This is a genomic window from Pseudomonas sp. zfem003 (genome assembly GCF_032621675.1).
GTDB lineage: Bacteria > Pseudomonadota > Gammaproteobacteria > Pseudomonadales > Pseudomonadaceae > Metapseudomonas > Metapseudomonas otitidis.
Genome location: NZ_JAVYJG010000006.1, coordinates 471,148 through 498,084, shown reverse-complemented (window position 1 = coordinate 498,084; position 26,937 = coordinate 471,148). Strand labels below are relative to the sequence as shown.

Sequence of the window (26,937 nt, the reverse complement as noted above, 5' to 3'; positions counted from 1 at the left end):
TGTGCCGGCATTGCCGGTGCTCTCGCGCTGCGCGCCGAGCGTGCTGGTGCCGCTGCGCATGCACCTGCCGCTACGGAGGCCCGATGTCCAAGCGTAACGGTGGGCTGCGCTTCCAGAGCGGGGGCGGCAAGCGCCAGGCCGCGCCGGCAGTGCCGGTGGGCAAGAAGCAGACCCTGGAGGTGGAGCGCCTGGCCCATGACGGCCGGGGCATCGCCTTCGAGCAGGGGCGCACCTGGTTCGTCGACGGCGCCCTGCCGGGCGAGTCCGTCGAGGCGCGGGTGCTGGGTGCCCGCAGCCAGGTGGTGGAGGCCCGTGCCGAGCGCATCCTGCGGGCCAGCCCGGAGCGTCGCGCCGAGCCGTGCCCCCATGCCCGCCAGTGCGGCGGCTGTTCGCTCCAGCATCTGCCCCACGAGGCCCAGCTCGCCCTGAAACAGCGCACGCTGGCCGAGCAACTGGAGCGCTTCGCCGGCTTGGTGCCGGAAACCTGGGCCGCGCCGCTGGTGGGGCCGGAGTTCGGCTACCGGCGTCGCGCACGCGTGGCGGTGCGCTGGGACGCCAAGGCCGCGCGCCTGGAGGTGGGGTTCCGCGCTGCGGCGAGCCAGTCCATCGTCGCCGTGCAGGACTGTGCCGTGCTGGTACAGCCCTTGCAGACGATCCTGCGTGCGTTACCGCCCCTGCTGGCCGGCCTGGAAAGACCGCAAGCGATCGGACACGTCGAGCTCTTTCACGGCACCGCCTCTTCCCTCCTGCTGCGCCATACCCAACCGCTGGTCGACGGCGACCTGGCACGCCTGCGCGCGTTCTGCGCCGAGCACCAGGCGCTGCTCTGGCTGCAGGGGGCGGGCGAGCCGCAGCCGGACCACGCCGACGCGCAGCTGGGTTACCGATTGGAACAGTGGGACCTGGCGCTGGGCTACCGCCCGGGCGATTTCGTCCAGGTCAATGCCTGGATCAACGAAGCGATGGTCCGCCAGGCGCTAGACTGGTTGGCACCCCAGGGCCACGAGCTGGTCCTGGACCTGTTCTGCGGGCTCGGCAATTTCGCCCTGCCGCTGGCGCGGATGAGCCGCGAAGTGGTGGCGGTGGAAGGCGTCGAGGCGATGGTCGAGCGTGCCCGTGACAACGCCCGGGCGAACGGCCTGGGCAACGCGCACTTTTTTGCGGCCGACTTGTCGAAGCCGCTGGCCGAAGCCACCTGGGCGACCGGGGGCTTCGACGCAGTATTGCTGGACCCGCCGCGTGACGGGGCGTTCGAGGTGGCTCGCCACCTGGGCGAACTGAAGGCGAAGCGGGTGGTGTATGTGTCCTGCAACCCAGCCACCCTGGCGCGCGACAGCGCCGAGCTGGTCCGGCAGGGCTACCGGCTGAGGACGGCCGGCATCCTCGACATGTTCCCGCAGACGGCGCATGTGGAGGCCATGGCGTTATTCGAGGCGGGCTAGGACGCTCGCGTAATCCGACTGGCCCAGAGAGGCTGGCGATCATTCGGCGCGCTGGCATGCGCCGTAGGGAAGGTAAGGCAAGATGGTACAGGTCAGAGCGCAACAGCCGGTCAACACCGACGGCAGTATCAACCTCGAGGCATGGCTGGACCATGTGCTCAGTCTCGATCCGGTGCTGGACCGCGCCGTGCTGAAGCAGGCCTGCGAGTTCGCCCGCGATGCCGAGCAGCAGGCCAACGCCGCGCAGAACCTCTGGGCCGAAGGCACCTCCAGCTTCCAGACGGGCCTGGAGATCGCCGAGATCCTCGCTGACCTCAAGCTCGACCAGGAGTCCCTGGTGGCGGCGGTGATCTACCGCGGCGTGCGCGAGGGCAAGATCCCCCTGGCCGACGTGCAGCAGCGCTTCGGTCCGGTGGTCGCCAAGCTGATCGAGGGCGTGCTGCGCATGGCCGCCATCAGTGCCAGCCTCAACCCGCGCCAGTCCATGGTGCTGGGCACCCAGACCCAGGTGGAGAACCTGCGCAAGATGCTGGTGGCGATGGTCGACGACGTGCGCGTCGCCCTCATCAAGCTGGCCGAGCGCACCTGTGCCATCCGTGAGGTGAAGAACGCCGACGAGGAGAAGCGCCACCGCGTTGCCCGCGAGGTGTTCGACATCTACGCGCCCCTGGCCCACCGCCTGGGCATCGGCCACATCAAGTGGGAGCTGGAGGACCTGTCCTTCCGCTACCTGGAGCCGGACCAGTACAAGAAGATCGCCAAGCTGCTGCACGAGCGCCGCCTGGACCGCGAGCAGTACATCGCCGACGTGATGAACCAGCTGCGCCAGGAGCTCACGGCGGCGGGCATCAAGTCCGACATCAGCGGGCGTGCCAAGCACATCTATTCCATCTGGCGGAAGATGCAGCGCAAGGGCCTGCAGTTCAGCCAGATCTACGACGTGCGCGCCGTGCGTGTGCTGGTGCCGGAAGTGCGCGACTGCTACACCGCGCTGGGTATCGTGCACACCCTGTGGCGCCACATCCCCAAGGAATTCGACGACTACATCGCCAACCCCAAGGAGAACGGCTATCGCTCCCTGCATACGGCGGTGATCGGCCCGGACGGCAAGGTGCTGGAGGTGCAGATCCGCACCCACGCCATGCACGAGGAAGCCGAACTCGGTGTCTGCGCCCATTGGCGCTACAAGGGCACCGACGTCAAGACCAGCTCCAACCACTACGAAGAGAAGATCTCCTGGCTGCGCCAGGTGCTGGAGTGGCACGAGGAGCTGGGCGACATCGGCGGGCTGGCCGAGCAGCTGCGGGTCGACATCGAGCCCGACCGCGTCTACGTGTTCACCCCCGATGGCCACGCCATCGACCTGCCCAAGGGCGCCACGCCCCTGGACTTCGCCTACCGCGTGCACACCGAGATCGGCCACAACTGCCGGGGCGCGAAGATCAACGGGCGCATCGTGCCGCTGAACTACAGCCTGCAGACCGGCGAACAGGTGGAGATCATCACCGGCAAGCAGGGCTCGCCGAGCCGCGACTGGCTCAACCCCAACCTGGGCTACATCACCACCTCCCGGGCGCGGGCGAAGATCGTCCACTGGTTCAAGCTGCAGGCCCGCGACCAGAACGTCGCCGCCGGCAAGGCCATGCTCGAGCGCGAGCTGGCGCGCCTGGCGCTGCCGCCGGTGGACTTCGAGAAGCTCGCCGAGAAGTGCAACCTGCGCACCGCCGAGGACATGCACGCGGCCCTCGGGGCCGGCGACCTGCGCCTGGCCCATGTGGTGAGCAACGCCCAGCAACTGGTGGAGCCGGAGCGCGGCACCAGCGAGCAGCTGGAGCTCATCCCCCGCCGCTCCACCGGACAGTACAAGCCGGGCAAGCGCGGCGACGTGCAGATCCAGGGCGTCGGCAACCTGCTCACCCAGATGGCCGGCTGCTGCCAGCCGCTGCCGGGCGACCCGATCGTCGGCTACATCACCCTCGGTCGTGGCGTCAGCATCCACCGCCAGGACTGCGCCTCGGCGCTGCAGCTGGCCAGCCGCGAACCCGAGCGGATGATCCAGGTCAGCTGGGGCCCGGTGCCGGTGCAGACCTACCCGGTGGACATCGTCATCAAGGCCTACGACCGTTCCGGCCTGCTGCGTGACGTGTCCCAGGTGCTGCTCAACGAGCGCATCAACGTGCTGGCGGTGAACACCCGCTCGAACAAGGAGGACAACACCGCCTCCATGCTGCTGACCATCGAGATCCCGGGGCTTGACGCCCTGGGCCGCCTGCTAGCGAAGATCGCCCAGCTGCCCAACATCATCGAGGCCCGTCGTAATCGCGCAGCCTGAACCGCTGCGCGATTCACGCGTGACGTTCAGGTCGCGCCGGGTTCAACCACTGGATCTGCCATGTACCAACTCAATGACCTGCTGCACCTGATGGCCCGGCTGCGTGACCCGCAGTACGGCTGCCCCTGGGACCTGAAGCAGGACTACGCCAGCATCGTCCCGCACACCCTCGAAGAGGCCTACGAGGTGGCGGACGCCATCGAGCGGGGCGACTTCGCCCACCTGCCCGGCGAGCTGGGTGACCTGCTGTTCCAGGTCGTCTACTACAGCCAGCTGGCGAAGGAAGAGGGCCGCTTCGAGTTCGCCACGGTGGTCGATGCGATCACTCGCAAGCTGGTGCGCCGCCATCCCCATGTGTTCCCCGACGGCGACCTGTACGGCGCCCCGGACATGGCACGCCTGGAGGAGGCCGCCATCAAGCAGCGCTGGGAGGCGATCAAGGCCGAGGAGCGCGCCGAGCAGGCCGCCGCCCCGGAGCAGCTCTCCCTGCTGGACGACGTGCCCAGCGCGCTGCCGGCCCTGTCCCGGGCGGCCAAGCTGCAGAAGCGCGCGGCCCAGGTGGGCTTCGACTGGCCCGAGGCGCTGCCGGTGGTGGACAAGGTCCGGGAGGAGCTGGACGAGGTCCTCGAAGCCATGAGCGAGAACGACCCCGAGGCAGTGGCCGAGGAGCTGGGCGACCTGCTGTTCGTTGCGGTCAACCTCGCCCGTCACCTGAAGGTCGACCCCGAGACGGCACTGCGTTCGGCCAACGCCAAGTTCGAGCGGCGCTTCCGCTACATCGAACAGGCATTGCGCGAAGCGGGTCGTCCCATTGAAGATTGCACCCTGGATGAACTGGACGCCCTCTGGGGCGAGGCCAAGAAACAGGAAAAAGCCACCCTTGGCTGCTAAGCAGAGAGACTGAACGACCCATGAGCCTTTCCCTTCGTGACCAGCTGCTGAAAGCCGGACTGGTCAGTGAAAAGCAGGCCAAGCAGGCCGGTAAGCAACAGCAGAAGCAACAACGCCTGGAGAAGAAGAACCAGGTGGAGAAGGACGACAGCCTGCGCCAGGCCACCCTCCAGGCCCAGGCCGAGAAGCTGGCCAAGGACCAGGAGCTGAACCGCCAGCAGCAGGAGAAGGCCGACCAGAAGGCCCGCGCAGCGCAGGTCAAGCAACTGATCGAACGCACCCGCCTGCCCAAGCTGACCACCGACGACTACTACAACTTCGTCGACAACAAGAAGGTCAAGCGCATCGCCGTCAACGACCTGATGCGCGACAAGCTGAGCCGTGGCTCGCTGGCCATCGTCCAGCACGGCGGCGGCTACGAGGTGATCCCGCGTGATGCCGCCCTGCGCATCCAGGAGCGCGACCCGCGTCGCATCGTGTTGCTCAACGTCGCCTCCGAAGAGGTGGACGAGGACGATCCGTACGCCGCCTACAAGGTGCCGGACGACCTGATGTGGTGAGTGCGGGTTGAATGGGAAGAAGCCGGGCAATGCCCGGCTTTTTCATGGCTGGGGGATCTTCAGCAGACCTGGTTGCCCAGCAGCACCCGGCCGAAGTGCGCGCCTTCGGTCAGCGGGGTGATGGCGGCGATCTGGTCCAGCCGCAAGCGCTCGCGCCCGGCCTCGCTGTGTACCAGCAGGAATTCGTCCTTGTTGCGGTCGGTCTCGGTGTCCATGGCGCGGGCTTCCAGCTGGCGGCCGTCGTCCAGCTCGATGAGCAACTGGTAGCGGTGCAGGCAGGCCAGTTCGATGTAGTCGTACAGCTCGCAGGAAAGGGGCAGGTAAGGGGTCATGAGGGCATCCTCAAGGGCTGTGCCCCGACATCCTATACCCGTCCGGCGTGGCTGCCAGCCCGGCCTTGCGGTGGGGCGCCCAATAAAAAGCCGGGCGCAGGGCCCGGCTTCTGGGATGGTGGCGTGGTGGCTCAGCTGCCCTTGACCTCGCGGCCGTCGACGCTGCCTTCCTTGAGCATGATCTGGTATTCCTTGCCGTCCTTCTCCACCTGGTTCAGGCGCACCAGCAGGTAGTCCCAGTCCTTGGCGAACCAGAGGGTGGTCTTGCGGGCGCTCTGGGTGGGGTCGCGCACGCGCTCGACCTTGATGGCATCGACGCTGCCGGCCATGGTGTCCACACGCTCCTGGCCGAGGACGCGGAAGTCGTAGGTTTCCACTTCGTCGCCGTCGATCACCTGGTAGCTCATGCTCTTCTTGCCGGCGGCAACGTCGCGCTGGAGCACCAGTTGGTAGGTGGACTTGTCGACCATGCCGCGGTTCAGGGGCAGGCGCACCTGGTTGCCGCGGTCGGTCCCGATGACCTGCTTCTCACCCCAGTCGAAGTCCAGCTCGACCTGCTTGCTCTTGCCCAGGCCGCTGCGGTTGAAGCGGTAGGTGACGGGCAGGAAGGTGGTCTTGTCCAGGCGGAATACGCTGACTTCGCTCAGGCTGGCCACCAGCATGGAGGCCTCGAAATCCAGCTGCCAGCGCCCATCGTCCAGTTGCTTCAGGGAGCGGCCGGCGCTGCCGCTGATGGGCATGGTCTTCCAGTCGGCGGTGTAGCTGGCCTTGAACGGCTTCAGCTCGGCCGCAGTGACCGGTAGGGTGAAGAGGGCGAGGAGCAACAGCACAGCACGACGCATTGGCAAATCTCCTAGTTACGCAACTGCTGCCCGGTAGGGGGCAACGCTTGGCCGTCCAGTAGGGCGCCGTTCTCGCCGAGGCGCAAACGGCCTTCGGCGAACCAGCGCACGGCCAGCGGGTAGATACGGTGTTCCTCGGCGTGCACCCGCTGGGCCAGGGTGTCTGGCGAATCGCCAGACTCTACCGGGATTACCGCTTGTACGACCAGAGGGCCACCATCGAGTTCCTCCGTCACGAAGTGGACGCTGCAGCCATGCTCGGCGTCGCCGGCTTCCAGCGCGCGCTGGTGGGTGTGCAGGCCCTTGTGGCGGGGCAGCAGGGAGGGGTGGATGTTCAGCAGGCGGCCGGTGTAGTGGCGCACGAAGCCCGGGCTGAGGATGCGCATGAAGCCGGCCAGGACCACCAGGTGCGGGGCGAAGCTGTCGATCAGTGCCGCGAGGGCCTGGTCGAAGGCCTCGCGTCCGTCGAATTCGCGATGGTCCAGTACACGGGTTTCGATGCCGGCCTGGCGCGCACGCTCCAGGCCGTAGGCATCGGCGCGGTTGGAGATCACCGCGCGGATTCGCGCCGGATGCCCGGCGCTGGTGGTGCTGTCGATCAGGGCCTGCAGGTTGCTGCCGGAGCCGGAAATCAGCACCACCACGTCACAGCGGTCGGTCATCAGTGGGCTTTCAGGTTGTTCAGCACGACGCGCTCGCTGCCTTCGGCACCTGCGGCGATCTGGCCGATCACCCAGGGCTGTTCGCCAGCGGCACGCAGGGTTTCCAGGGCCACGTCCACCTGTTCGGGGGCCACGCAGATGACCATGCCGACGCCGCAGTTGAGTACGCGGTGCATCTCGCGTTCGTCGACGTTGCCTTTCTCCTGCAGCCAGTCGAATACGGCCGGGCGGGTCCAGCTGGCGACGTCGATGACGGCCTGGGCGCCCTCGGGCAGTACGCGCGGGATGTTCTCGGTGAGGCCGCCGCCGGTGATGTGGGCCATGGCCTTCACCGCGCCGGTGTCCTTGATCAGCTTGAGCAGCGGCTTGACGTAGATGCGGGTCGGGGCCATCAGCAGGTCGGCCAGGGGCTTGCCGTCGAGCTGCACGTTCTCGATGTCGGCGCCGCTGACTTCGATGATCTTGCGGATCAGCGAGTAGCCGTTGGAGTGCGGGCCGGAGGAGGGCAGGGCGATCAGGGTGTCGCCGGTGCGGACCTTGGAGCCGTCGATGATCTCGGCCTTTTCCACCACGCCGACGCAGAAGCCGGCCAGGTCGTAGTCCTCGCCTTCGTACATGCCGGGCATCTCGGCGGTCTCGCCACCCACCAGGGAGCAGCCGGCCAGTTCGCAGCCGGCGCCGATGCCGGTGACCACGGTGGCGGCCACGTCGACGTTGAGCTTGCCGGTGGCGTAGTAGTCGAGGAAGAACAGCGGCTCGGCGCCGCAGACCACCAGGTCGTTCACGCACATGGCGACCAGGTCCTGGCCGATGCTGTCGTGCTTGTTCAGGTTCAGCGCCAGGCGCAGCTTGGTGCCGACGCCGTCGGTGCCGGAGACCAGCACAGGCTGCTTGTAGCCGGCCGGGATCTCGCAGAGGGCGCCGAAGCCACCCAGGCCGCCCATCACTTCAGGGCGGGCGGTGCGCTTGGCCACGCCCTTGATGCGTTCGACCAGGGCTTCGCCCGCGTCGATGTCCACACCGGCGTCCTTGTAGCTCAGGGAGGGTTGCTTGCTCATAGATCCAGGCCTTTAGGGGAAATTCGTGGGTCGACCGGCCACAAGGGCCGGTTCGCGAAGGCGCGCGATTTTATCAGGGTTGGCCTGTAGCGGCCATCGGCAGCGGTCGCGCAGGGGGAAAAGCCCGCACCGCCGGGCGCCGCCCGTTGCCGGCCAGGATGGGCCTGTTTAAGGTATAGCCCTTCCCGATGCGGCCCCGGCCGCTCCATCCGTTCGTCGAGAGTCCCCCCCATGCGCCTGATCGCCCGCCTGTTGTTGGTCTGCCTGCCGCTGCTCAGCCCGCTGGCCCATGCCGAAACGGTCGCCAGCCTCTATCAGGTGCGCGAGCCGGTGCTGTCCCAGCAACCCGAGGAGCGCGACCAGGCGCTGAACCGCGCGCTGGAAACCCTGGTGATCCGCCTGACCGGCGACACCAAGGCGCTGAACAACCCGGCGCTGGCCGAGGTGCGCAAGAACCCGCAGCAACTGATCAGCCAGTTCGGCTACGAGGGGCAGTCGCTGCAGGTGGACTTCGACCCGGTGACCACCGATCGCACCTTCCGCCAGGCCGGCATCGGCCTGTGGAGTGCCAACCGCCCGGCGATCCTGACCTGGTGGCTGAACCAGGCGGCCGAGGGCGCCAGCCTGGTGGGCGACGCCCAGACCGCCGCCGCCCCTCTGCGTGATGCCGCCCAGCACCGTGGACTGCCGCTGCGCCTGCCGCTGGCGGACCTCAGTGAGCAACTGGCCGCGACGCCGGAGAACCTGACTGCTGCCGACCCGGCAGCCTTGCGCCCGGCCTCCGAGCGCTATGGTGCCGATGCCCTGCTCGCCGTGCTGGCCAGCGAGGCGGATGGCAAGTGGAAGGCCACCTGGCACCTGTGGATCGGTGACAGCCGCGAGCAGGGCACCCTGGAGGCGGCCGATCCGGCGGCCCTGGCCGATGCCGTGATGCTTGCCGTGAGCCAGCGCCTGGCACCGCGTTTCGTGGTGGCGCCGGGCGTCGGCCAGGAGCAGGTGCTGGAAGTGAAGGGCGCCGACCTGGACCGCTACGCCGAGCTGTCGCGCGCGCTGGAGCCCTTCGGAGCCCGGCTGTACCAGGTGGAAGGCAATGTCCTGCGCTTCCACGTCAGCGCCAGCGTCGACCAACTGCGTGCCCAGCTTGCCCTCAGTGGGTTGACCGAGTCGCCCGCCGAGCAGGCGCCGGTGGACGCGGCCCAACCGGCTGCACCGGGTGCTGCGCCGCAGGTCGTGCCACGGCAGAATGCGCTGCGCTTCCAGTGGTAAGGATGCTTTACCTGCCACATTCGTCCGGGATGAGGGACCGTCATGACTGATTCGCGTCGCTGGCTGTGGGTCGGGGGCGTTCTGCTCCTGGGCTGGCTGCTGTACCTGTTGCATCCGATTCTTTCGCCGTTCCTGGTGGGCATGCTGCTGGCCTACATGGGGGACCCGCTGGTGGACCGTCTGGAGGCTCGCGGGCTGTCCCGTACCTGGGGCGTGGTGGCGGTGTTCACCCTGTTCAGCCTGGTGCTGCTGGCGCTGCTGCTGATCCTGATCCCGATGCTGGCGCGGCAGGTGGCGCGGCTCTACGAGACGGCGCCGCAGATGCTGGACTGGCTGCAGAACAGCGCGCTGCCCTGGGTCCAGGCCAAGCTGGGGTTGCCCCAGGGTTTCTGGCGCTTCGACAAGCTCAAGGAGGTCGTCAGTGGCCACCTGGGACAGACCACCGACCTGGTGGGCGTGATCCTGGCCAGTGCCACGGCTTCGGGCCTCGCGCTGGTGGGCTGGGTCGGCAACCTGCTGCTGATCCCGGTGGTGGGCTTCTACCTGTTGCGTGACTGGGACCTGATGGTGGCCAAGCTGCGTGGCCTGCTGCCGCGCAGCCGCGAAGGGCTGGTGGTGAAGCTCACCGGCGAATGCCACGAGGTGCTGGGGGCGTTCATCCGTGGGCAACTGCTGGTGATGCTGGCTTTGGGTGGCATCTATGCGGTGGGCCTGATGATCGTCGGCCTCGACCTCGGCCTGCTGATCGGCCTGCTGGCCGGGCTGGCCAGCATCGTGCCGTACATGGGCTTCATCGTCGGCATCGGCATGGCCGTGGTGGTGGCGCTGTTCCAGTTCGGCGGGGTCGATCCCTATGCCCTGCTGGGGATTGCCGTGGTGTTCAGCGTCGGCCAGTTGCTCGAAGGCATGGTGCTGACCCCCATGCTGGTGGGCGACCGGATCGGCCTGCACCCGGTGGCGGTGATCTTCGCGATCCTCGCCGGCGGCCAGCTGTTTGGCTTCACCGGTGTGCTGCTGGCACTGCCCGTGGCGGCCGTGATCATGGTTTTGCTGCGCCATGCGCATGATTTCTATAAACTTTCGGATCTTTACGGAGAGACCGGCAGCGGTTCCGACGAACCCAGCGATACGGCATGAAACCCATCCAGCTTCCCCTTGGCGTGCGCCTGCGTGACGACGCGACCTTCGCCAACTATTACCCCGGCGCCAACGCCGCGGCCCTCGGCTATGTCGAGCGTCTTTGCGAACCCGATGCCGGGTGGACCGAGAGCCTGATCTACCTGTGGGGTGCGGAGGGTGTCGGACGCAGCCATCTGCAGCAGGCGGCTTGCCTGCGCTTCGAGCAGCGTGGCGAGCAGGCGGTGTACCTGCCCCTGGCGGACCTGGTGCAGTACGGCACGGCGATCCTCGACAACCTGGAGCAGTGCGAGCTGGTCTGCCTGGATGACCTGGATGCCGTGGCTGGCCGCGCCGACTGGGAAGAGGCGCTGTTTCACCTGTTCAACCGCCTGCGCGATGCCGGCCGCAAGCTGTTGCTGGCTGCCAACACCGCGCCGCGGGAACTGCCCATCGCCCTGCCGGACCTGAAGTCGCGCCTGACCCTGGCGCTGATCTTCCAGCTCCACGCCCTCTCCGACGAAGACAAGCTGCGTGCCCTGCAACTGCGTGCCTCGCGCCGTGGCCTGCACCTGACCGAGGAAGTCGGCCGCTTCATCATGACCCGCGGCTCGCGCAACATGAGCGTGCTGTTCGACATCCTCGAACGCCTGGACCAGGCCTCTCTCCAGGCGCAGCGCAAGCTGACCATCCCCTTCCTCAAGGAAACCCTGGGCTGGTAACGACGAAGCGCCCCGTAGGGCGCTTCGTGCGATTCACCGTTCCCGACCTCAGCTTTCGCCGGCCAGCTTGCGGTTGTGCTGGAACTTCCAGCGCGTGTAGAGCAGTGCCGCGCAGAACAGCACCACGCTGAGCACCACCATCAGCCAGCCGAACACCATGCGCTTGGGATCGGCAGCGGCCAGTACACCCTGGATGAAATAGAGGTTGATCATGAAGCAGGCCCAGGCGTGGGCGCGGGCGTTGCCGAGGAGCATCCCGGGGGCCAGCAGCACCAGGGGCAGCAGCTCGATGCTGAGCACCACCCAGTAGCGGGCGCCGTTCAGGTCCGCGTACACCAGGGTCCACACGGTCAGCAGCAGGATCAGGCCGAGGAAGCTGGCCAGGCTCAGGGCGCGGCTGATGGCCAGGCGTGGGGCGAGCCAGTCCAGCTCCGGGAGTTTCTTGGGTTTTCTAGCCACGTCCGTTCTCCAGTCGCAGGGCCGTTTGTGCCAGGCGTTGGCCCAGGGCGCGGCAGAGGGCGCTTTCCTGCTCATCCAGGCCGCGCTTGCCGTCGGCGCCGGCGTAGTGGCTGGCGCCGTAGGGGGTGCCGCCGCCTGTGGTGCTGAGCAGGGCGGGTTCGCTGTAGGGAATGCCGGTGATGAGCATGCCGTGGTGCAGCAGGGGCAGCAGCATGGACAGCAGGGTGCTCTCCTGGCCGCCGTGCAGGCTGGCGGTGGAGGTGAACACGGCGGCCGGCTTGCCCACCAGTTCGCCGCTGAGCCAGAGGCTGCTGGTGCCGTCGATGAAGTACTTCAGCGGTGCCGCCATGTTGCCGAAACGGGTCGGGCTACCCAGGGCCAGCCCGGCGCAGCCCTTGAGGTCGTCGAGTGTGGCGTACGGGGCGCCTTCGGCGGGGATGTCCGGCGCGCTGGCCTCGCAGTCGGCGGACACCGCCGGCACGGTGCGCAGGCGCGCTTCCAGCCCGGCGCGTTCGACGCCACGGGCGATCTGGCGGGCCATGCGCTCGGTGGCACCGTGGCGGCTGTAGTAGAGGACGAGGACGTAGGGCGTGCTCAAGGCAGGATCTCCAGCACCTTCTCCGGTGGGCGGCCCACCACGGCCTTGTCACCCGCCACCAGGATGGGGCGCTCGATCAGGCGCGGGTGCTGGCTCATGGCGTCGATCAACTGGTCGTCGCTGAGCCCGGCGTCGGCCAGGCCCAGGCTCTGGTATTCCTCCTCGCCGGTGCGCAGCAACTGGCGGGCGCCGATGCCCAGGCGCGCCAGCAGGGTCTTCAGCTCGGCCGGGCTGGGCGGGGTTTCGAGGTAGCGCACCACGGTCGGGGTGAGGCCGCGGGCCTCCAGCAGCTCCAGCGCACCACGGGATTTCGAGCAGCGTGGGTTGTGATACAGGGTCATTTCGGTCATGGCGGGGGTCGCAAGGCCTTGAGTGAGGCGGCTATTCTAACCGCGTCCGCGTGCGGGCCTGAACCGTGCATGTGGTTTCGGGCGGCGGACAAGGCACCTCAGTCAACGAAGGAGAAGGAATGCGCCAGCGGATCAGAGACATCGAGGAGTTCTGGCGTTTCCTGCTGCAGCGCTTCATCAGCGACAACGGTTTCAACAGCGCGGCGGCCCTCACCTACACCAGCCTGTTCGCCGTGGTCCCGATCATGACGGTGACCTTCACCATGCTCTCGGTGATCCCAGCCTTCCAGGGCATGGGCGAGCAGATCCAGCGGTTCATCTTCCACAACTTCGTGCCCAGTACCGGTGAGGCCGTGCAGGAGTATCTGCAGGGCTTCACGCTGCAGGCGCGGCACCTGACCTGGGTGGGTGTGGGGCTGCTGGCCATCACGGCCTTCACCATGCTGGTGACCATCGAGAAGGCCTTCAACACCATCTGGCGCGTGCGCCAGCGGCGCCGGGGCATGGCCAGCTTCCTGCTCTACTGGGCGGTGCTGAGCCTGGGGCCGCTGCTGCTGGGCGCGGGCTTCGCGGTGAGCACCTACATCACTTCCCTGGCGCTGCTGTCCAGCCTCAACGAGATCGCCGGCACCCGCGCGCTGCTGGGGTTCACCCCGCTGCTGTTCAACGTGGCGGCCTTTACCCTGCTCTATGCGGCGGTGCCCAACGTCCGCGTGCCCCTGCGGCATGCCGTGGTGGGGGGCGCGTTCACGGCGCTGTTGTTCGAATTGGCGAAAGCCTTGTTCGGCCTGTATGTCAGCCTCTTTCCCGGCTATCAGCTGATCTATGGTGCGTTTGCCACGGTTCCGCTGTTCCTGCTGTGGGTCTATGTCTCATGGGTGATCGTGCTTTTTGGTGCGGAGCTGGTGTGCAACCTGGGCCATTCGCGCCACTGGCGCCGCCAGGCCTTGCCGCGGCTGCTGGTGGTGCTGGGCATCCTGCGGGTGATGCATGACCGCCAGCAGCGTGGCCTGCCGGTCCGCCACCTGGATGCGCAGCGTGCCGGCTGGCTGCTGCCGGAGGATGAGTGGCTGGAGCTGATGGACTTCCTCGAGGCCCAGCACCTGGCCTGCCCGGTGGCAGTGGGATCCTGGGTGCTGTGCCGAGACCTTTCCAGCTACAGCCTGCACCAACTGCTCAACCACTGCCCCTGGCCGTTGCCGAAACCGGCGCAGTTGCCGGGTCACTTGGACGAGCCCTGGTATCCGGCGCTGAAGGTCGCGTTGGAGCGGCTGCAGGAGGATCAGCAGGCATTGTTCGACAAAAGCCTGGCCAGTTGGCTGCGGCCGGTCGAGGAGTGACAAAAAAGGTCAGCTGGTCGCGGGTGTCTGTTTCGTGGCGCTTGGTATCTGGCGTGTAACGGTGGGGCGCCCCTACATTCGGGATGACTGGCACGTTTCTGGCAGATACCTGTACAACATGCCATCACCCTGCCAGCAGGCGGGCCGCAAGGACTGAAGTACTTCTATGAGCAAGGGCAGATCGAAGGTTGTCCACCTACATGAGCGTGATCCGGAAGAGGCCCTCGAACGCCTGAACCGTATCACCGGGCTGCGTTTCACCCGCTGGCCGGAGTCGCTGGTGCCGCCCAGGACGGCGGATGACGCGCTGCCGGTCAGGCCGGACGAGTCGACGCCGCCCACCAGTGATGCGGCGCGCGCCTGACACGGTTGGCGCATAAATGAAAAACCCCGCCAAGGCGGGGTTTTTCATGTCCGGTTGCTGTCAGGCCATGGCCTGGCGGCTGTCGCTGACGGCCTGTTCGACGGCCTGCACGAACAGTTCTTCGACCTGCAGGCTTTGGCAGGGCACGGCGGATTTCAGGCGCACCTGCATGTCCTCTATACGTTGCCGGGCGGGCAGGCGGGCAATGCCGGAGAGGAGGATCTTGCCGTGTGCGTTGACCTTGCCGTGGTCGACCATGACTTCGCGCCGGGTTTCGCCATCGCGGTAGCTCACCAGCAGCGACACCGGCAGGCTGGCCAGCCCAGGCAGCTGCAGCCAGGCGGCGACGTTGAATTCGGCCACGCGGCCCTCGTAGGGGGTCACTACGAAATGCGCGCCTTCGACGATTCGGGAGGGAACGGGGCCGATCAGTTTGTCGAGGTTCTGAGACATCGTGGGGATTCCTGTCTTCGGGCAGGGCGGCGGACGGTAGGCCGCTGATTATAGGAATCGACGGGCGGGGAAACTGTGCGCTTGAGCGGCGCGCGGCGTGACTCGGCTCGCAGTTTGGCCGATCAGGCAAGTTTCAGCGGGTGGCGGGCCACCAGGGGCGTCGCCAGGTTCGCGGCAGGCAGCGGCAGCATGGCCTGGCTGTTGACGCTGGCGAGCTGGAGCCAGAGCTGTTCGCCTTCGACGAACTGGTCCTGGGGCAGCCACAGGCCGTGGTGCCAGCCGTTGCCGGGTGCCGGGGTACTCTGCAGGACACCAGGGTGGGTCTGGGCGTTGGGGGCGCGTCTCAGCCAGACGGGGCGGGGCAGCCCCTTGAGGTAGCGCAGCCCGATGTGCAGGCCCTCGCGGTTGCCGTGGCGCCAGCGCACCAGGGCCAGGGTGGGGGTGCCGCTGTTGAGCAGCAGCACCAGTTGGCCGACCGCCAGTTGCGGTGCCTGGTGGGGCAGGCAGAGCAGGCGCGCGCCGCCGGCGCTGGCGTCCTGCATGCGCGCTTCGATGGCCCCGGGGCGCTGGGCCAGCAGGTGGGCATGGATGGCGGGCAGGCCGGCCACCAAGGTGCAGGCGGTTTCGTTCTCGGTTCGGACATGACGTCGCTGCTGGCGACCCAGCCAGTTGGCGCTGACGCGCTCCAGCAGGTCGTGCTCGACCGGGCTTTGCAGGGGCGCGGGTTCGTACAGGGCCACCAGCAGGGGGCCCAGTTCGAGCCTGCGCAACTGGGTGGACGGGGCGCGGGCGGGCTGGTCCAGTGGCAGGTAGGGTTGCGGTAGGCCGAGGTCGACGACGGGGCCTTCGGATTCGTCCTCGCCGTCCCAGGGCAGCAACCGGGCGAGGCCGGCCAGGGGCGCGAGTGCGCCGAACAGCAGCGGGCACTCGCCTTCGGTGAGGTGGAACGGGTTGCTCAGGGCCAGCAGCAGGACCTGCTGGTAGAGGCCGCGCAGGGTATCGGCCGGGGTTGGGCGGAAGGCGGCGGCGACCGGTTCGTCCAGGCAGCCCTGGTGCTCGCCGATCCAGTACAGCAGGTGGCTGTCACGCCAGAGGGCGCCGGGCGGCTCCTGGTACTGCTGGTAGTGGCGCATCAGCGTCTGCGCGGTGAAGTGCTGGGCCATGTAGAGGCACCAGGCGAGGTGCGGAAGCGAGGGCTGGCGGCCCTGGAGGATCTGCAGCAGCAGGCGCTTGAAGCCGGCGGCCAGTTCGGCGCAATAGCGCAGGAACAGCGGCGGTGGGGGGCGGGACTCGATGAAGTCGACGGCGTAGTGGCGGTATTCCTCGCTGAAGCTTTGCAGCGCCCGCTGCCTTTCGAGTAAGGTCACCGCACTTCGATTGAGGCGGAACAGCTGTCCCAGGGCCTGTTGCAGGCCTGTCTCCAGGGGTAGCAGCCGGGCGCTGGCCAGCGCGGGGTTGAGCCCCATGAGGCAGCTGCCATCCTCGTCGACGATGTCCGGTACCTCGAGGCGCAGGGCATCCAACGTCATATCAACCCCGCAGGTACGAGGATCGACGAGATGGGATCACGACTCCAGGCTGTTTTCGGGGCGCTCATCGTTTCGGGGGCCGCTCTGTTGCTGGGAGGCTGTTCTGAGGATCTGGGCCTCGATCAGCATGGGCAGAAGGTAACGAGTGAGCGCTTCGAAAACCAGTGGCTGGTCATCAATTACTGGGCCGAGTGGTGCGCGCCGTGCCGCACGGAAATCCCCGAGCTGAACGCTCTGGCTGAACAGCTAAAGGGGCAGGGGGTGCAGGTCATGGGGGTGAACTTCGATGGCTTGCAGGGCGCCGAGCTGGAAAAGGCGAGCCGCCAGATGGGCATCGGCTTCACCGTGCTGGCCCAGGACCCTTCCGAGCGCTTCAAGCTGCCGCGCAGCGAGGCGTTGCCGGTGACCTACATCCTCGATGCCCGTGGCCAGGTGCGCGAGCGCCTGCTGGGCGAGCAGACCGCGAAGGGCTTGAGCGAGCGGCTTGCAGGCCTGCGGCAGGAGAAACCGTGATGGCGAGAATCTGCATGCATGGCTACGTCAGCGGCAAGGTGCAGGGCGTCTATTACCGCCAATCCACCCAGGAAGAGGCCGACCGGCTGGAGCTGGATGGCTGGGTGCGCAACCTTGAGGATGGTCGTGTAGAGGTGCTGTTCGAGGGGGAAGAAGCCGCCGTTCGTGAGTTGGCAGCCTGGCTGGAGCAGGGCCCCGAGGAGGCGCGGGTCAGCGCCGTGGAGCTGGAGGTTCACCCGTTACAGGGGATCGCGGGGTTCGTGGTCCGTCGCTGAATCGGCATGGCCGTCACGTTGTGACGGCCTACTCGCCTTCACCCGGGTCGGCCACCAGGCGGCCGGCATCCTTCATCAGCGCCTTGAGGAATTCCTGCTGGAGTTCCGGATCATTGCGCGTCAGTTCGATCAGGCTCTGTTCCAGTTCGCTGGCTTCTTCTTCCAGGCCCAGCTCGGAGAGGCGCTTGACGCGGTGGACCCACTGGGACACCTCGTCGTCTTCCAGGTCTTCGTAGATCAGCGCATGGGCTTCCTTGAGCTTGCCGCGCAGGTCACGGCTGACCATCAGGGTGGTTTCGGCGCGGGCGCCGTCCTGCGGATCTTCGACGCTCAATAGCAGCTTGCCGACGCGGCTGATGTCCTGGTCGGCGAAGGGGCCATCCAGCAGGTTGAGGCGCAGCACGCCATGGCGGTCGGTGAGCAGCTCGCTGGTCTGCTTGCCGGCGGTGACCATCACCGGCCGTTCCGACCAGGGCAGGCTGGAATACTCGACGCGCTTGTCGCGCTGTTCTTCGTCAATGCTGGCCAGGTTTTGCTCCGAGCGCCCGTTGGACTCGACGTTCATGAACGGGTTGAGCCCGGCGAAACCGTAGCTGATCCAGTCCTTGGTGGCGGTGTCGGGCAGGCTGCCCAGCAGGGCGACGTTGAGGACGTTGGCGCCTACACCGGCCACCACTGCGACGGCCCCGAGCGGAATCTCGTAGATTTCGCGCCAGGGCTGGTAGGGCGTGTAGCGGTCATAGCGGCGGGTGACCTCGAATTCGGTGACTTCGAAGGTCTTCTGGTCATAGACCCGTACGCGGCGTTGCGGCAGTTCGAGGACACGGGGTTCGCCAGCGTCGACCTGCAGGGCGTGGTTGAGCAGCTTGCGCTCGACACGCTCCTCATGTTCGCTGCGTTGGGGCAGGTGGTTGGCGCAGCCGCCGAGGAACAGGGAGCTGCACAAGGCAGCTCCCAGGAGGCGGGTGGTACGACGCTTGGACATGTCTTCTCGATCAGCGGTTGAGGCGGGCCTTGATGAAGGACAGCACGTCGTCGACGGCAACGGGCTGGCTTTCGGTCTCGCGACGGTTCTTGTATTCCAGGTTGCCATCCGCCAGGCCGCGTTCGCTGACGACGACGCGGTGAGGGATGCCGATCAGCTCCATGTCGGCGAACTTCACGCCGGGGCTGGTCTTCTTGTCGCGGTCGTCCAGCAGCACTTCGATGCCGGCGGCGGTGAGGTCCGCATACAGCTTGTCGGTGGCTTCCTTGACGGCGGGGGTCTCGTACTTGAGCGGAACCAGGGCTACCTGGAAGGGCGCCAGGGCGTCCGGCCAGAGGATGCCGCGGTCATCGTTGTTCTGCTCGATGGCGGCGGCCACCACGCGGGAAACGCCGATGCCGTAGCAGCCCATGATCAGGGTGACCGGCTTGCCGCTCTCGCCCAGTACGCTGAGGTTCATGGCCTCGCTGTACTTGGTGCCGAGCTGGAAGATGTGGCCGACTTCGATGCCGCGCTTGATCACCAGGGTGCCCTTGCCGTCGGGGCTCGGGTCGCCGGCGACGACGTTACGCAGGTCGGCGACTTCGGGCAGCGGCAGGTCGCGCTCCCAGTTGACGCCGAAGTAGTGCTTGTCGTCGATGTTGGCGCCGATGGCGAAGTCGCTCATCAGGGCCACGGAGCGGTCGACGATGCAGGGCATGGGCAGGTTCAGCGGGCCGAGGGAGCCGGCACCGGCGCCGATGGCGGCACGCAGTTCTTCTTCGCTGGCGAAGACCAGCGGGCTGGCGACCAGGGGCTGGTTGGCAGCCTTGATCTCGTTCAGCTCGTGGTCGCCACGGACGATCAGGGCCACCAAGGTGCCTTCCTCGGCGCCGTGGACCACCAGGGTCTTGATGGTCTTCTCGATCGGCAGGCCGAACTTCTCCACCAGGGCGGCGATGGTCTTGGTGTCGGGGGTGTCGACCAGGCGCAGCTCCTCGCGGGGGGCTTGGCGCTCCTTCTCGCGCGGTACGGCTTCGGCTTTCTCGATGTTGGCGGCGTAGTCGGAGCTGTCGCTGAAGACGATGTCGTCTTCGCCGGACTCGGCCAGCACGTGGAATTCATGGGAGCCGCTGCCGCCGATGGAGCCGTTGTCGGCCTGTACGGGGCGGAAGTCGAGGCCCAGACGGGTGAAGACCTTGCAGTAGGCGCCGTACATGACGTCGTAGGTTTCCTGCAGGGAAGCCTGGGAGTCGTGGAAGGAGTAGGCGTCCTTCATGATGAATTCGCGGCCACGCATCAGGCCGAAGCGCGGACGGATCTCGTCACGGAACTTGGTCTGGATCTGATACATGTTGATGGGCAGCTGCTTGTAGCTGTTCAGCTCGTTGCGGGCGAGGTCGGTGATGACTTCTTCGTGGGTCGGGCCGACGCAGAATTCGCGGCCATGGCGGTCCTTCAGGCGCAGCAGCTCGGGTCCGTACTGCTCCCAGCGACCGGACTCCTGCCACAGCTCGCCGGGCTGGATGGCTGGCATCAGCACTTCCAGCGCGCCGGCGGCATTCATCTCTTCGCGGACGATGGTCTCCGCCTTGCGGAGTACCCGCAGGCCCATCGGCAACCAGGTGTAGAGGCCCGACGCCAGCTTGCGGATCATGCCGGCACGCAGCAGCAGCTGGTGGCTGATCACCACGGCATCGGCGGGAGTTTCCTTGAGGGTGGAAAGCAGGTACTGACTGGTACGCATGTTTGGCCGTTTCGTCGGTTGCGATGGGTTTGAGTGGCTGGGCATTGTACGGCGCTCATCGGGGCGCGTACAGGTTGCGGGCCCAACCGCGAAAGGAGGGTGGTGATGTCTTCATTGAGTGCTCAGCAGGTGCAGGCGCTGATCCGGGAAGGGGTGCCGATGGCGGCGGATATCGACTTGCAGATCGACCTCCTGGATGCACGCCGTGCCTTGGCACGGGTGCCATTCCACCCTCGCCTGGTCCGCCCGGGCGGCACACTGTCCGGTCCGACCATCATGGCGCTGGCCGATGCGGCGATGTATGCGGTGGTGCTGGGCAGCCTAGGGAGGGTGGAGATGGCGGTCACCAGCAACCTCAACATCAACTTCCTGGCGAAACCCAAGCCGGTTGACCTGCTGGCCGATGCTCGCATCCTGCGCTTGAGCAGGCGTCAGGCTGTGTGCGAGGTCGCGCTGTATTCGGTGGGGGCGGAGGAGGAGATGGTGGCCCATGTAACGGGCACCTATGCGCTGCCGATATGAATGACGGGACATCGGAAAAGAAAAAGCCCGGCTAGGCCGGGCTTTTTCGTGAGTTCGCTATCCGTCCTGTGTTAGAGGATGTCCAGCGGGTACTCGGTGATGACACGGATTTCATCTACAGCGCTGCTGTTATTGGAGTAGAAACCGCCCATGTCGTTGTTGGAACGCCAAGTGGCGTGGCGCACGCGGAAGGAGAGGTCTTTGGCCGGACCTTCCTGAACGACGTACTTGGCTTCTAGATCGCGCTCCCACTCTTTGCCATCTCTGCCAAACGCACCAGCGTAGGCGCCAGTGGCATCGGCGCTGGTGCCGTCGGCGTGGCTACCAGTGATGTAACGCGCCATAAAGCTCAGGCCGGGTACGCCCAGGGTAGCCATGTTCAGATCGTAACGAACCTGCCAAGAACGCTCGTTCGGGGCATTGAAGTCAGAGTACTGAACAGAGTTTGCCAGGAAGATGGAGTCGCCAGAGTTCTGGCCGTCCATCGCGATGTAGTCGAAGGGCTCGTCACCGTTTACGCGCTGATGAGCCAGGGTCAGTTTGTGAGCGCCGATGGAATAGGACGCTGCCAGCGAGAAAGTGGTGTTGGAGATGTCGCCAGCTTTCGACTTGCCTTCATCATTGGTGCGGTAGATGTTGAAGTCGAAGCCCAGAGCTTGGTCATCGGTCAGCGGCAGTGTGTAGTTTACGTTGCTGTAGTACTGGCGATAGATATCTTCAAGCTCTGCACCGTACAGGCTGACAGACAGTTGATCGTTGATGGTGTAGGTGCCACCGACGTAGTCGGCGTTCTTGGCGTCAATCGCGCCAGCGTAGGCCAAAGTAATCTTGCCATCTCGATTGGTAGAGGCGCTGCCATCACGGATAGAGGTAAAGTGGCCTGCGTCGATGGAAAGACCTTCGATTTCTTTGCTCAGAATCTGGAAGCCTTCGGCACTGCCGGGGAACAGGCGAGCTGTGCCGGTAGCGAACACAGGAGCGACCGGGATCAGGTTGCCGTATTTGAACTCAGTATTGGAGACGCGCACTTTTACTGCGCCGCCGGCATAGGAGTAATCGTCTTGAGAGCGGCCGTCAGAGCCCGTAGGTAGTAGGCCAGTGCCATCGGTACCTTTGCCGCTGTTCAGCTTGAGACCCAGCATCCCATGAGCATCAACACCGAAACCCACGGTGCCTTGTGTGTAGCCGGACTCATAGGTGGCCATGATGCCGTGAGCCCATTCATTGCGATAGTTTTGGTCAGTGGCTTTGCCGCCGTTCTGAACGCCGTTGTTACGGAAGTCACGATAGAAGGCGTAGTTCTTGTTCAGCACAGACAACTTGCTGTCTTCAACAAAGCCCTTGGACTCGTCCTGGGCGCTGGCGAACGCCAACTGGGTGGTACCGGCGGTCACGGCCAGGGCCAGTGCGCTCCACTTCATCACTTGCATTGTGATTGCTCCTTTGGTTTTGAAGATTCTCGCCGCTTTCTTATTTATTGAAGGCGGTTCTTTCTTTTTGTGTCGGCGCTAACTTATAGCACGACGTCTCAAGATGGCGATAGCTGGGCTCCGCTCCTTACGAAAACTTCACGGCCATGTCGCAATTCGGGTGGGCGCGTGTCGCATATTCGTAGTTCTTGCTTCAATCCCTTGGTTCTTGTTTTTCTACGGTCGTTACAGACACTTAGTGCAACTAGGCCTGGCGCGACGTTCGCGTCCGGAACAGGCGTACCGAGATGACCCGGTCGACCATGGCGTTGCATAAAGCAACATCCGTGCACAAACCATACAGCCTGCTCTTGCTGCTGTGAGTTTTCCGCCGGGCGTGCAGGTGTTGGGCAGAAATGATAGCTGGGTATTGGTCATTCGTTCTCGATGCGACCGAAACGGCTGCTTGAGGTGTTACGAGGTAACGCCTTACGGTGGTGCGTGTGGTCGATTCTGGTGCATGGCGGTAACCCTGCCGGGTTTGGCTGTCCCGGTCGGTGACGGTTGGGTATTCTTCGCAGCCATTTCTTGCCCCGTTTGATGGGCGTTTTGCATGACTGAGGTGAAGATCGCCATGTTCAATCTGGATCCAAGGCTTCAGCAGGATTGCCGGGTGATCGGGGACTACCCCCTTTCCCGCCTGTTGCTGATGAACGACTCGCAGTATCCCTGGTTCATTCTGGTTCCTAGGCGGGAAGAGGTGAGCGAGCTGTTCCAGTTGGACGCTGCCGATCAGCAGCAGCTCTGGAAGGAGGCGGTGTCGCTGGCCGAGGTGCTGAAGGACAGTTTCGGTGCGGACAAGATGAACGTCGCCACGCTGGGTAACGTCGTCAGTCAGCTCCACGTGCATGTGATCGCCCGGCGCAAGAGCGACGCTGCCTGGCCGGCCCCCGTGTGGGGGCGTGCTCCTGCCATTCCCTACACCGAAGGGCAGATCGCGGACCTGCTGGCACGTCTGCGCCTGGTCCTGACGGATGATTTCCGATTCGCGGAGGAGTAAGGCATGAGTCTGGAAATGCGCGTGATGGAGCTTGAGACTCGCCTGGCTTTCCAGGACGACACGATCCAGGCCCTCAATGACGAGATCGTGGCACAGCAGCGGATCGTCGAGCGCTTGCAGATGCAGGTCGCGGCGCTGGCCCGTCGGCAGGAAGAGCTGCTGAGCCAGTTCGGTGCATCCGACGGCGATGAGGCGCCGCCGCCCCATTACTGAGCTGTGCCTGTTTCGCCTCTATATAAAGAAGAAGCCCGCCGTAATGGCGGGCTTTTTCGTTGGCCTGGTATTGCTCAGCGGCGGCCGGGCAGGGCGGCGATCACGTCTTCCGCCTGCAGGCCCTTGTCCCGCTGCATCACGGTGAACTCGACGCGCTGGCCTTCCACAAGGACGCGATGCCCTTCGCCACGGATGGCGCGGAAGTGGACGAAGATGTCGTCGCCCGAGTCCCGGGAGATGAAGCCGAAGCCCTTGGAGGTGTTGAACCACTTCACCGTGCCGGTCTCACGGTTGCTCATGTCCTGCAGGATCGGGGCGGCCTGGGTGACCTTGCGCAGGTTCAGCAGCAGGTGCAGAGCGACGGCGAGGAAGCTGGCCAGCAGGCTCAGCAGGATGGCGGGTTTGCCGCCGATTTCCGGGATCGGTGCCAGCAGCACGGCGATCTGCAGGATAACCGCGAGCACCAGCAGCGCGGAGACAGACGCCTGGAGCTGGCTGCGGGTGCCGCGTGCCCAGACCGGAACGACGGGCGCCATCAGCAGGTTGAGCAGCCCGATCAGGGCGAGGTAGAGGGCGTCAGGTTGCTGCAGGTATGGCAGGGCATCACCGCGCAGGCTGGGAATGAAGGACAACAGGAGCGCAGCAGCGCCCGTCAGCAGATGGACGATTTTCAACATGTTCAATGGACTCACCTTGATAGGAAACGCACAACGGAAAGAGCGGGCGCGCCGGTAATCCGGTAAAGAGGTCGCGCCAGCCTATGCCTGTAACCCTGCTGTGTGGCGGGTTGCAGGCACCGGGCGCTATTTAACAGGAAAGACTAGGGCTACTCAAATCAAGCAGTTAGCGCGGCTTCCGGCGCGCCGGGATGGACCTGGTTGCGGCCGTTGCGCTTGGCCTGGTAGAGGGCATCGTCGGCTCGGGTGAGCAGGCTTTCCAGGTTGTCGCCCGGTTCGGCCAGGGCGATGCCAAAGCTGGCAGTGATGGTGTCCAGCACCTGGTCGGTGCGGCGGACCTTGACGCGCAGGGATTGGAACTTCAATCGCAGCATCTCGGCGAAGGCGCGGGCGCTGGCCAGTTCATGGCAGTCGCGCAAGACGACACAGAACTCCTCGCCACCGTAGCGGGCTGCCAGGGCACGCGGGGGCAGCAGGTCCTTGAGCAACTGGCCGACATGCTGCAGCACGCGATCACCCAGGGGGTGGCCGAAGTGGTCGTTGAACTGCTTGAAGTGGTCGATATCCAGCATGATCAGGGCCAGGCCGGCTGTGTTTTCTGCCAGGGCCTGTTCCAGCAGCCGGGTGAAGGCGTGCCGGTTGAACACCTGGGTCAGGCTGTCCAGCGTGGCGGCCATCTGGGCTCGTTCCAGTTGCAGGCGCAGGGTGTGGATTTCGGCCTGAGCGGCGCGCAGTCGGTAGAGGAACTGCTCCTGCTGGTCATGCATCAGCTGGGTGCTCTGGTGCAGATCGTTCAGCACGCTGGGCAGGTCGTCGATGATCGGGTCATGCAGGGCGGCCAGGCCCGCTTCCAGGCTTTGTTGGTAGACCGTACTGCCCACGACGCTCCGGCTGACATCCGTCTCGATGTCATCCACCAGTTCGATGACTTGCTGCTGCCCTGCGCGGGCCTCTTCCAGTTCACCGCGGATGATGAAGTCGCGGAACAGCTTCAATGCCGAATCAGGCGGGAAAGCGTCGAAGTCCTTGACGATCTTGTCCAGGCGGCGGTTGAGGTCGGGCTGCTTGCCCTGGCTGTAGGTGTACCAGAGGGCGTAGTGGATGGGGTTTGGCGGAATGTCATGGCGAACCATGAGCGGGACGGCCTGCTTGAGCAATTCCGCTGCCTCGCGGGTCTCCTCCGGATAGAGTTCGAGCAGCAGGGGGGATTTGGAGGGCTGGCTCATCAACGGGTACTGACAAGGAGGGAGATTGTGCGAAGCATAGTTCAGGCGGGGTGCTGTCGCCCAGCAAAAAGGCCCGGCGAACCGGGCCTCTCGGGAGGCATGGAGGGTCAGGCAGCCAGCAGGCTGCGCAGCATCCACGCGGTCTTTTCATGGACCTGCATGCGTTGGGTCAGCAGGTCGGCGGTCGGTTCGTCGCTCACCTTGTCCAGCAGCGGGAAAATGCCGCGTGCGGTACGAACCACGGCCTCCTGGCCCTGGACCAGTTGCTTGATCATGTCTTCTGCAGCCGGGACGCCTTCTTCTTCCTTGATGGAGGACAGGCGGGCGTAGGCCGCGTAGGTGCCGGGAGCCGGGAAACCCAGGGCGCGGATGCGCTCGGCGATGGCGTCGACGGCCAGGGCCAGTTCGGTGTACTGGGCCTCGAACATCAGGTGAAGGGTGTTGAACATCGGACCGGTCACGTTCCAGTGGAAGTTATGGGTCTTCAGGTAAAGGGTGTAGGTATCCGCCAGCAGGCGGGAGAGGCCTTCGGCAATGGCTGCGCGGTCCTGTTCGGCGATTCCGATGTTGATTTCCATACGTCTCTCCTCAGTGGTGCGGGCCGGCTAGGGCCCGTGATCGGCAGAGACTAGCACAGAGAAATGGCGCTTCGATGCCGGTAAAAATCAATGGTTGCGATGCCTTATGCCTATCGTCGCGCATCGGGGAGCGGCTGCGCGGCGGGCGTTACAGCCGGGTCAGGTGGGGCTCTTCGCCGAGGCAGGCATTGAATACCTCGACCCAGTGGGCGCTGAACTGGCTGCCGGCCAGGCCATTGATCTCCAGGATCGCACGCAGGACGGGGCGCTTGCTGAGCGTCTGGTGGGCGCGTTCGTGGGTGCGTGCGTCGAAGGTGTCGACGATGTTCAGGATCAGCGCGCCGGGGACGATCTCCGTCTCGCGCAGCCCTTTGGGGTAGCCGCTTCCGTCCGCGTGCTCCTGGTGTTGAAGGATGATCTCGGCCGCTTCGTCCCACTGGGGCAGGCGTCGCAGCAGGTCGGCGCCCATCCGAGGATGCGCTTGCATCAGACGGCGCTCCTCCCGAGTCAGGCGTTCGGCCTTGTGCAGGAGTGGGAGGGGCATCAGCGCCATGCCCAGGTCATGAAGGCATACGGCCGTGGCGAGTTGACGCGGGTCGACGGGGTGGCCGGCGCGGCGGTTCATCGCCAGTGCCACCTCCAACTGGCGCTCACCCCGACCGAGCCAATAGTGCGAGCGCCGCTCGGCGGCTTGCATGAGGTCGAGGAAGAACGCCAGGTCGGGGTCATCCGATAGCCCGTGGCGTGTCAGGGCGCCGGTGGCTGTTACGGGGTCGGCCTGTGGCGTGATCAATCGCGTGTTCGGGTCCAGGCGGAACAGCAAGGCCTGGCGCATCTCCGTCTGCCGTTGCTCGGGCGCCTGGGCCAGCGACGACAGCGCCTTGGCCAGTGGCAGGGTGTCGGGGGGCAGCCCAGGCTCACCGGCCAGTGCGCCCCTGACCAGATCGCGCAGGCGATCCAGTATCAGCAGCATGATGTCGCCCAGCAGGCTGTCGAAGGTCAGCCGTCCCTCGCGCAGCTGGTCGAGGACATCCTCCAGGGCCTGAGGCAGGGTGTTGAGGCGTTCGAGGCCGACGTAGCCCAGGTTGCCCTTGAAACTGTGGACCTGGCGGAAGAGCTGGCGCAGTCGCTCCGGATCGGTTGGCGTGCGCTCCAGATCGATCAGTAGTTGCTCGCAGCGATTGAAGCCCTCGTAGGCTTCCTGGCGGAAATCATCAAGGAGGTCCTGATTGAAGTCGGCTGGGCGTTGGGTGGCCATGGTGAGGCTCCGCGTGCTCGGGGATTTGAGTATAGAAAGCCTGTGGGCGGGCGGCTGCGCGGTATCGATTAACCATATATAATCCGGCCCTTTGCCACGGTTGCGGGCCTGTGCTCGGCCTGCCGAAGCACCGGGGCGATGCGCCTCCGGTCGCCTTGTCGGCCGGTCTGGCGCCGATG

The 26,937-nt window shown here is 65.7% G+C and carries 30 protein-coding genes; 14 read left to right on the top strand and 16 right to left on the bottom strand.

The genetic code is table 11. The features are described 5' to 3' along the window. Positions 1-83 precede the first annotated feature (83 nt). The 4 genes from rlmD (at position 84) to RTK35_RS16585 (ending at position 5,225) form a co-directional block, all read left to right on the top strand. Positions 84-1,442, top strand: coding sequence for a 23S rRNA (uracil(1939)-C(5))-methyltransferase RlmD (gene rlmD / locus RTK35_RS16600; RefSeq protein ID WP_316908508.1), 1,359 nt, complete (start codon positions 84-86; stop codon positions 1,440-1,442). An 82-nt stretch (positions 1,443-1,524) separates the two neighbouring features. Continuing rightward, positions 1,525-3,774: a GTP diphosphokinase gene (gene relA, locus RTK35_RS16595; RefSeq protein WP_044414192.1), complete on the top strand. Its 2,250-nt coding sequence runs from the start codon at positions 1,525-1,527 to the stop codon at positions 3,772-3,774. A gap of 60 nt (positions 3,775-3,834) precedes the next feature. Then, positions 3,835-4,665, top strand: coding sequence for a nucleoside triphosphate pyrophosphohydrolase (gene mazG / locus RTK35_RS16590; RefSeq protein ID WP_316908507.1), 831 nt, complete (start codon positions 3,835-3,837; stop codon positions 4,663-4,665). 20 nt (positions 4,666-4,685) lie between these two features. Further along, the gene (locus RTK35_RS16585; RefSeq protein WP_044414186.1) at positions 4,686-5,225 is read left to right on the top strand and encodes a DUF2058 domain-containing protein; all 540 of its coding nucleotides are present in this window, start codon (positions 4,686-4,688) and stop codon (positions 5,223-5,225) included. Positions 5,226-5,284: 59 nt separating this feature from the next. On the opposite strand, the gene RTK35_RS16580 is transcribed toward RTK35_RS16585, so the two are convergent. From RTK35_RS16580 to purM, 4 genes are all read right to left on the bottom strand, one after another. Then, the gene (locus RTK35_RS16580; protein WP_044414183.1) at positions 5,285-5,557 is read right to left on the bottom strand and encodes a Rho-binding antiterminator; all 273 of its coding nucleotides are present in this window, start codon (positions 5,555-5,557) and stop codon (positions 5,285-5,287) included. 131 nt (positions 5,558-5,688) lie between these two features. Then, complete coding sequence (locus RTK35_RS16575; protein WP_044414180.1) at positions 5,689-6,399, bottom strand: DUF3108 domain-containing protein; 711 nt, start codon at positions 6,397-6,399, stop codon at positions 5,689-5,691. Between the two features lie 11 nt (positions 6,400-6,410). Then, positions 6,411-7,061, bottom strand: coding sequence for a phosphoribosylglycinamide formyltransferase (purN, locus tag RTK35_RS16570; protein WP_074971902.1), 651 nt, complete (start codon positions 7,059-7,061; stop codon positions 6,411-6,413). After that, a complete protein-coding gene (gene purM / locus RTK35_RS16565) occupies positions 7,061-8,119 on the bottom strand; it encodes a phosphoribosylformylglycinamidine cyclo-ligase (protein ID WP_074971901.1) in 1,059 nt (352 codons plus the stop codon). Before purM ends, purN begins: the two co-directional genes overlap by 1 nt. A 231-nt stretch (positions 8,120-8,350) precedes the next feature. Between purM and RTK35_RS16560 the strand changes: the two genes are divergently transcribed. Genes RTK35_RS16560 through hda form a run of 3 tightly spaced genes read left to right on the top strand, consistent with a single transcriptional unit; the run spans position 8,351 to position 11,223 of the window. Next, positions 8,351-9,385 (top strand): DUF2066 domain-containing protein, encoded by a 1,035-nt coding sequence (locus tag RTK35_RS16560; RefSeq protein ID WP_044414173.1) that lies wholly within the window; start codon positions 8,351-8,353, stop codon positions 9,383-9,385. A gap of 42 nt (positions 9,386-9,427) precedes the next feature. Then, positions 9,428-10,522 carry an AI-2E family transporter gene (locus tag RTK35_RS16555; RefSeq protein WP_316908506.1) on the top strand — a complete coding sequence of 365 codons (1,095 nt, stop codon included), beginning with the start codon at positions 9,428-9,430 and terminating at the stop codon, positions 10,520-10,522. After that, positions 10,519-11,223, top strand: coding sequence for a DnaA regulatory inactivator Hda (hda, locus tag RTK35_RS16550; RefSeq protein ID WP_044414169.1), 705 nt, complete (start codon positions 10,519-10,521; stop codon positions 11,221-11,223). The genes RTK35_RS16555 and hda overlap by 4 nt, the downstream gene beginning before the upstream one ends. A 48-nt stretch (positions 11,224-11,271) precedes the next feature. Here the strand turns inward: hda and RTK35_RS16545 are convergent, their stop codons facing one another. Genes RTK35_RS16545 through arsC form a run of 3 tightly spaced genes read right to left on the bottom strand, consistent with a single transcriptional unit; the run spans position 11,272 to position 12,630 of the window. Then, on the bottom strand, positions 11,272-11,682 hold the full coding sequence (locus RTK35_RS16545) for a DUF2069 domain-containing protein (protein ID WP_316908505.1): 411 nt from the start codon (positions 11,680-11,682) through the stop codon (positions 11,272-11,274). Beyond that, entirely contained in the window at positions 11,675-12,280 is a 606-nt protein-coding gene (gene wrbA, locus RTK35_RS16540; protein WP_279863818.1) for an NAD(P)H:quinone oxidoreductase, read from the bottom strand. Before wrbA ends, RTK35_RS16545 begins: the two co-directional genes overlap by 8 nt. Next, a complete protein-coding gene (gene arsC, locus RTK35_RS16535; RefSeq protein ID WP_316908504.1) occupies positions 12,277-12,630 on the bottom strand; it encodes an arsenate reductase (glutaredoxin) in 354 nt (117 codons plus the stop codon). Before arsC ends, wrbA begins: the two co-directional genes overlap by 4 nt. Before the next feature lie 119 nt (positions 12,631-12,749). On the opposite strand from arsC, the gene RTK35_RS16530 reads away from it, so the two are divergent. Together RTK35_RS16530 and RTK35_RS16525 are read left to right on the top strand one after the other, a co-directional pair. Beyond that, positions 12,750-13,970 (top strand): YihY family inner membrane protein, encoded by a 1,221-nt coding sequence (locus RTK35_RS16530; protein WP_074971898.1) that lies wholly within the window; start codon positions 12,750-12,752, stop codon positions 13,968-13,970. 166 nt (positions 13,971-14,136) lie between these two features. Next, positions 14,137-14,334: a hypothetical protein gene (locus tag RTK35_RS16525; protein WP_044414154.1), complete on the top strand. Its 198-nt coding sequence runs from the start codon at positions 14,137-14,139 to the stop codon at positions 14,332-14,334. A 60-nt stretch (positions 14,335-14,394) separates the two neighbouring features. On the opposite strand, the gene RTK35_RS16520 is transcribed toward RTK35_RS16525, so the two are convergent. After that, positions 14,395-14,787 carry a hypothetical protein gene (locus RTK35_RS16520; RefSeq protein ID WP_044414152.1) on the bottom strand — a complete coding sequence of 131 codons (393 nt, stop codon included), beginning with the start codon at positions 14,785-14,787 and terminating at the stop codon, positions 14,395-14,397. A 122-nt stretch (positions 14,788-14,909) separates the two neighbouring features. Then, positions 14,910-16,316 carry a PilZ domain-containing protein gene (locus RTK35_RS16515; protein WP_316908503.1) on the bottom strand — a complete coding sequence of 469 codons (1,407 nt, stop codon included), beginning with the start codon at positions 16,314-16,316 and terminating at the stop codon, positions 14,910-14,912. A 30-nt stretch (positions 16,317-16,346) separates the two neighbouring features. Here RTK35_RS16515 and RTK35_RS16510 point away from each other — a divergent pair, with 30 nt between their 5' ends. Next, positions 16,347-16,829: a TlpA disulfide reductase family protein gene (locus tag RTK35_RS16510; protein WP_142015394.1), complete on the top strand. Its 483-nt coding sequence runs from the start codon at positions 16,347-16,349 to the stop codon at positions 16,827-16,829. Then, entirely contained in the window at positions 16,829-17,104 is a 276-nt protein-coding gene (locus RTK35_RS16505; RefSeq protein ID WP_074971895.1) for an acylphosphatase, read from the top strand. Before RTK35_RS16510 ends, RTK35_RS16505 begins: the two co-directional genes overlap by 1 nt. Before the next feature lie 28 nt (positions 17,105-17,132). Here RTK35_RS16505 and RTK35_RS16500 read toward each other — a convergent pair whose 3' ends face one another. Both RTK35_RS16500 and RTK35_RS16495 read right to left on the bottom strand, forming a co-directional pair. Beyond that, positions 17,133-18,089, bottom strand: a complete 957-nt coding sequence (locus RTK35_RS16500; RefSeq protein WP_044414140.1) for a hypothetical protein — start codon at positions 18,087-18,089, stop codon at positions 17,133-17,135. A 10-nt stretch (positions 18,090-18,099) separates the two neighbouring features. Continuing rightward, positions 18,100-19,815 carry a proline--tRNA ligase gene (locus RTK35_RS16495; RefSeq protein ID WP_044414137.1) on the bottom strand — a complete coding sequence of 572 codons (1,716 nt, stop codon included), beginning with the start codon at positions 19,813-19,815 and terminating at the stop codon, positions 18,100-18,102. 114 nt (positions 19,816-19,929) lie between these two features. On the opposite strand from RTK35_RS16495, the gene RTK35_RS16490 reads away from it, so the two are divergent. After that, positions 19,930-20,337: a PaaI family thioesterase gene (locus RTK35_RS16490; protein WP_253122680.1), complete on the top strand. Its 408-nt coding sequence runs from the start codon at positions 19,930-19,932 to the stop codon at positions 20,335-20,337. A 71-nt stretch (positions 20,338-20,408) separates the two neighbouring features. Here RTK35_RS16490 and RTK35_RS16485 read toward each other — a convergent pair whose 3' ends face one another. Beyond that, positions 20,409-21,767, bottom strand: coding sequence for an OprD family porin (locus tag RTK35_RS16485; RefSeq protein ID WP_284547023.1), 1,359 nt, complete (start codon positions 21,765-21,767; stop codon positions 20,409-20,411). A 613-nt stretch (positions 21,768-22,380) separates the two neighbouring features. Between RTK35_RS16485 and RTK35_RS16480 the strand changes: the two genes are divergently transcribed. Then, complete coding sequence (locus RTK35_RS16480) at positions 22,381-22,806, top strand: HIT family protein (protein ID WP_044414458.1); 426 nt, start codon at positions 22,381-22,383, stop codon at positions 22,804-22,806. Positions 22,807-22,809: 3 nt separating this feature from the next. After that, positions 22,810-23,019, top strand: a complete 210-nt coding sequence (locus RTK35_RS16475) for a SlyX family protein (protein ID WP_044414128.1) — start codon at positions 22,810-22,812, stop codon at positions 23,017-23,019. Positions 23,020-23,093: 74 nt separating this feature from the next. Here the strand turns inward: RTK35_RS16475 and RTK35_RS30600 are convergent, their stop codons facing one another. The 4 genes from RTK35_RS30600 to RTK35_RS16450 form a co-directional block, all read right to left on the bottom strand. Beyond that, a complete protein-coding gene (locus RTK35_RS30600; protein WP_044414456.1) occupies positions 23,094-23,696 on the bottom strand; it encodes a cold-shock protein in 603 nt (200 codons plus the stop codon). A gap of 158 nt (positions 23,697-23,854) precedes the next feature. Then, positions 23,855-24,922, bottom strand: coding sequence for a GGDEF domain-containing protein (locus tag RTK35_RS16460; RefSeq protein WP_222900061.1), 1,068 nt, complete (start codon positions 24,920-24,922; stop codon positions 23,855-23,857). A 107-nt stretch (positions 24,923-25,029) separates the two neighbouring features. Next, positions 25,030-25,500 carry a Dps family protein gene (locus RTK35_RS16455; RefSeq protein ID WP_044414123.1) on the bottom strand — a complete coding sequence of 157 codons (471 nt, stop codon included), beginning with the start codon at positions 25,498-25,500 and terminating at the stop codon, positions 25,030-25,032. Between the two features lie 148 nt (positions 25,501-25,648). Then, entirely contained in the window at positions 25,649-26,758 is a 1,110-nt protein-coding gene (locus RTK35_RS16450; protein WP_316908502.1) for an HD domain-containing phosphohydrolase, read from the bottom strand. Between the last annotated feature and the right edge of the window lie 179 nt (positions 26,759-26,937).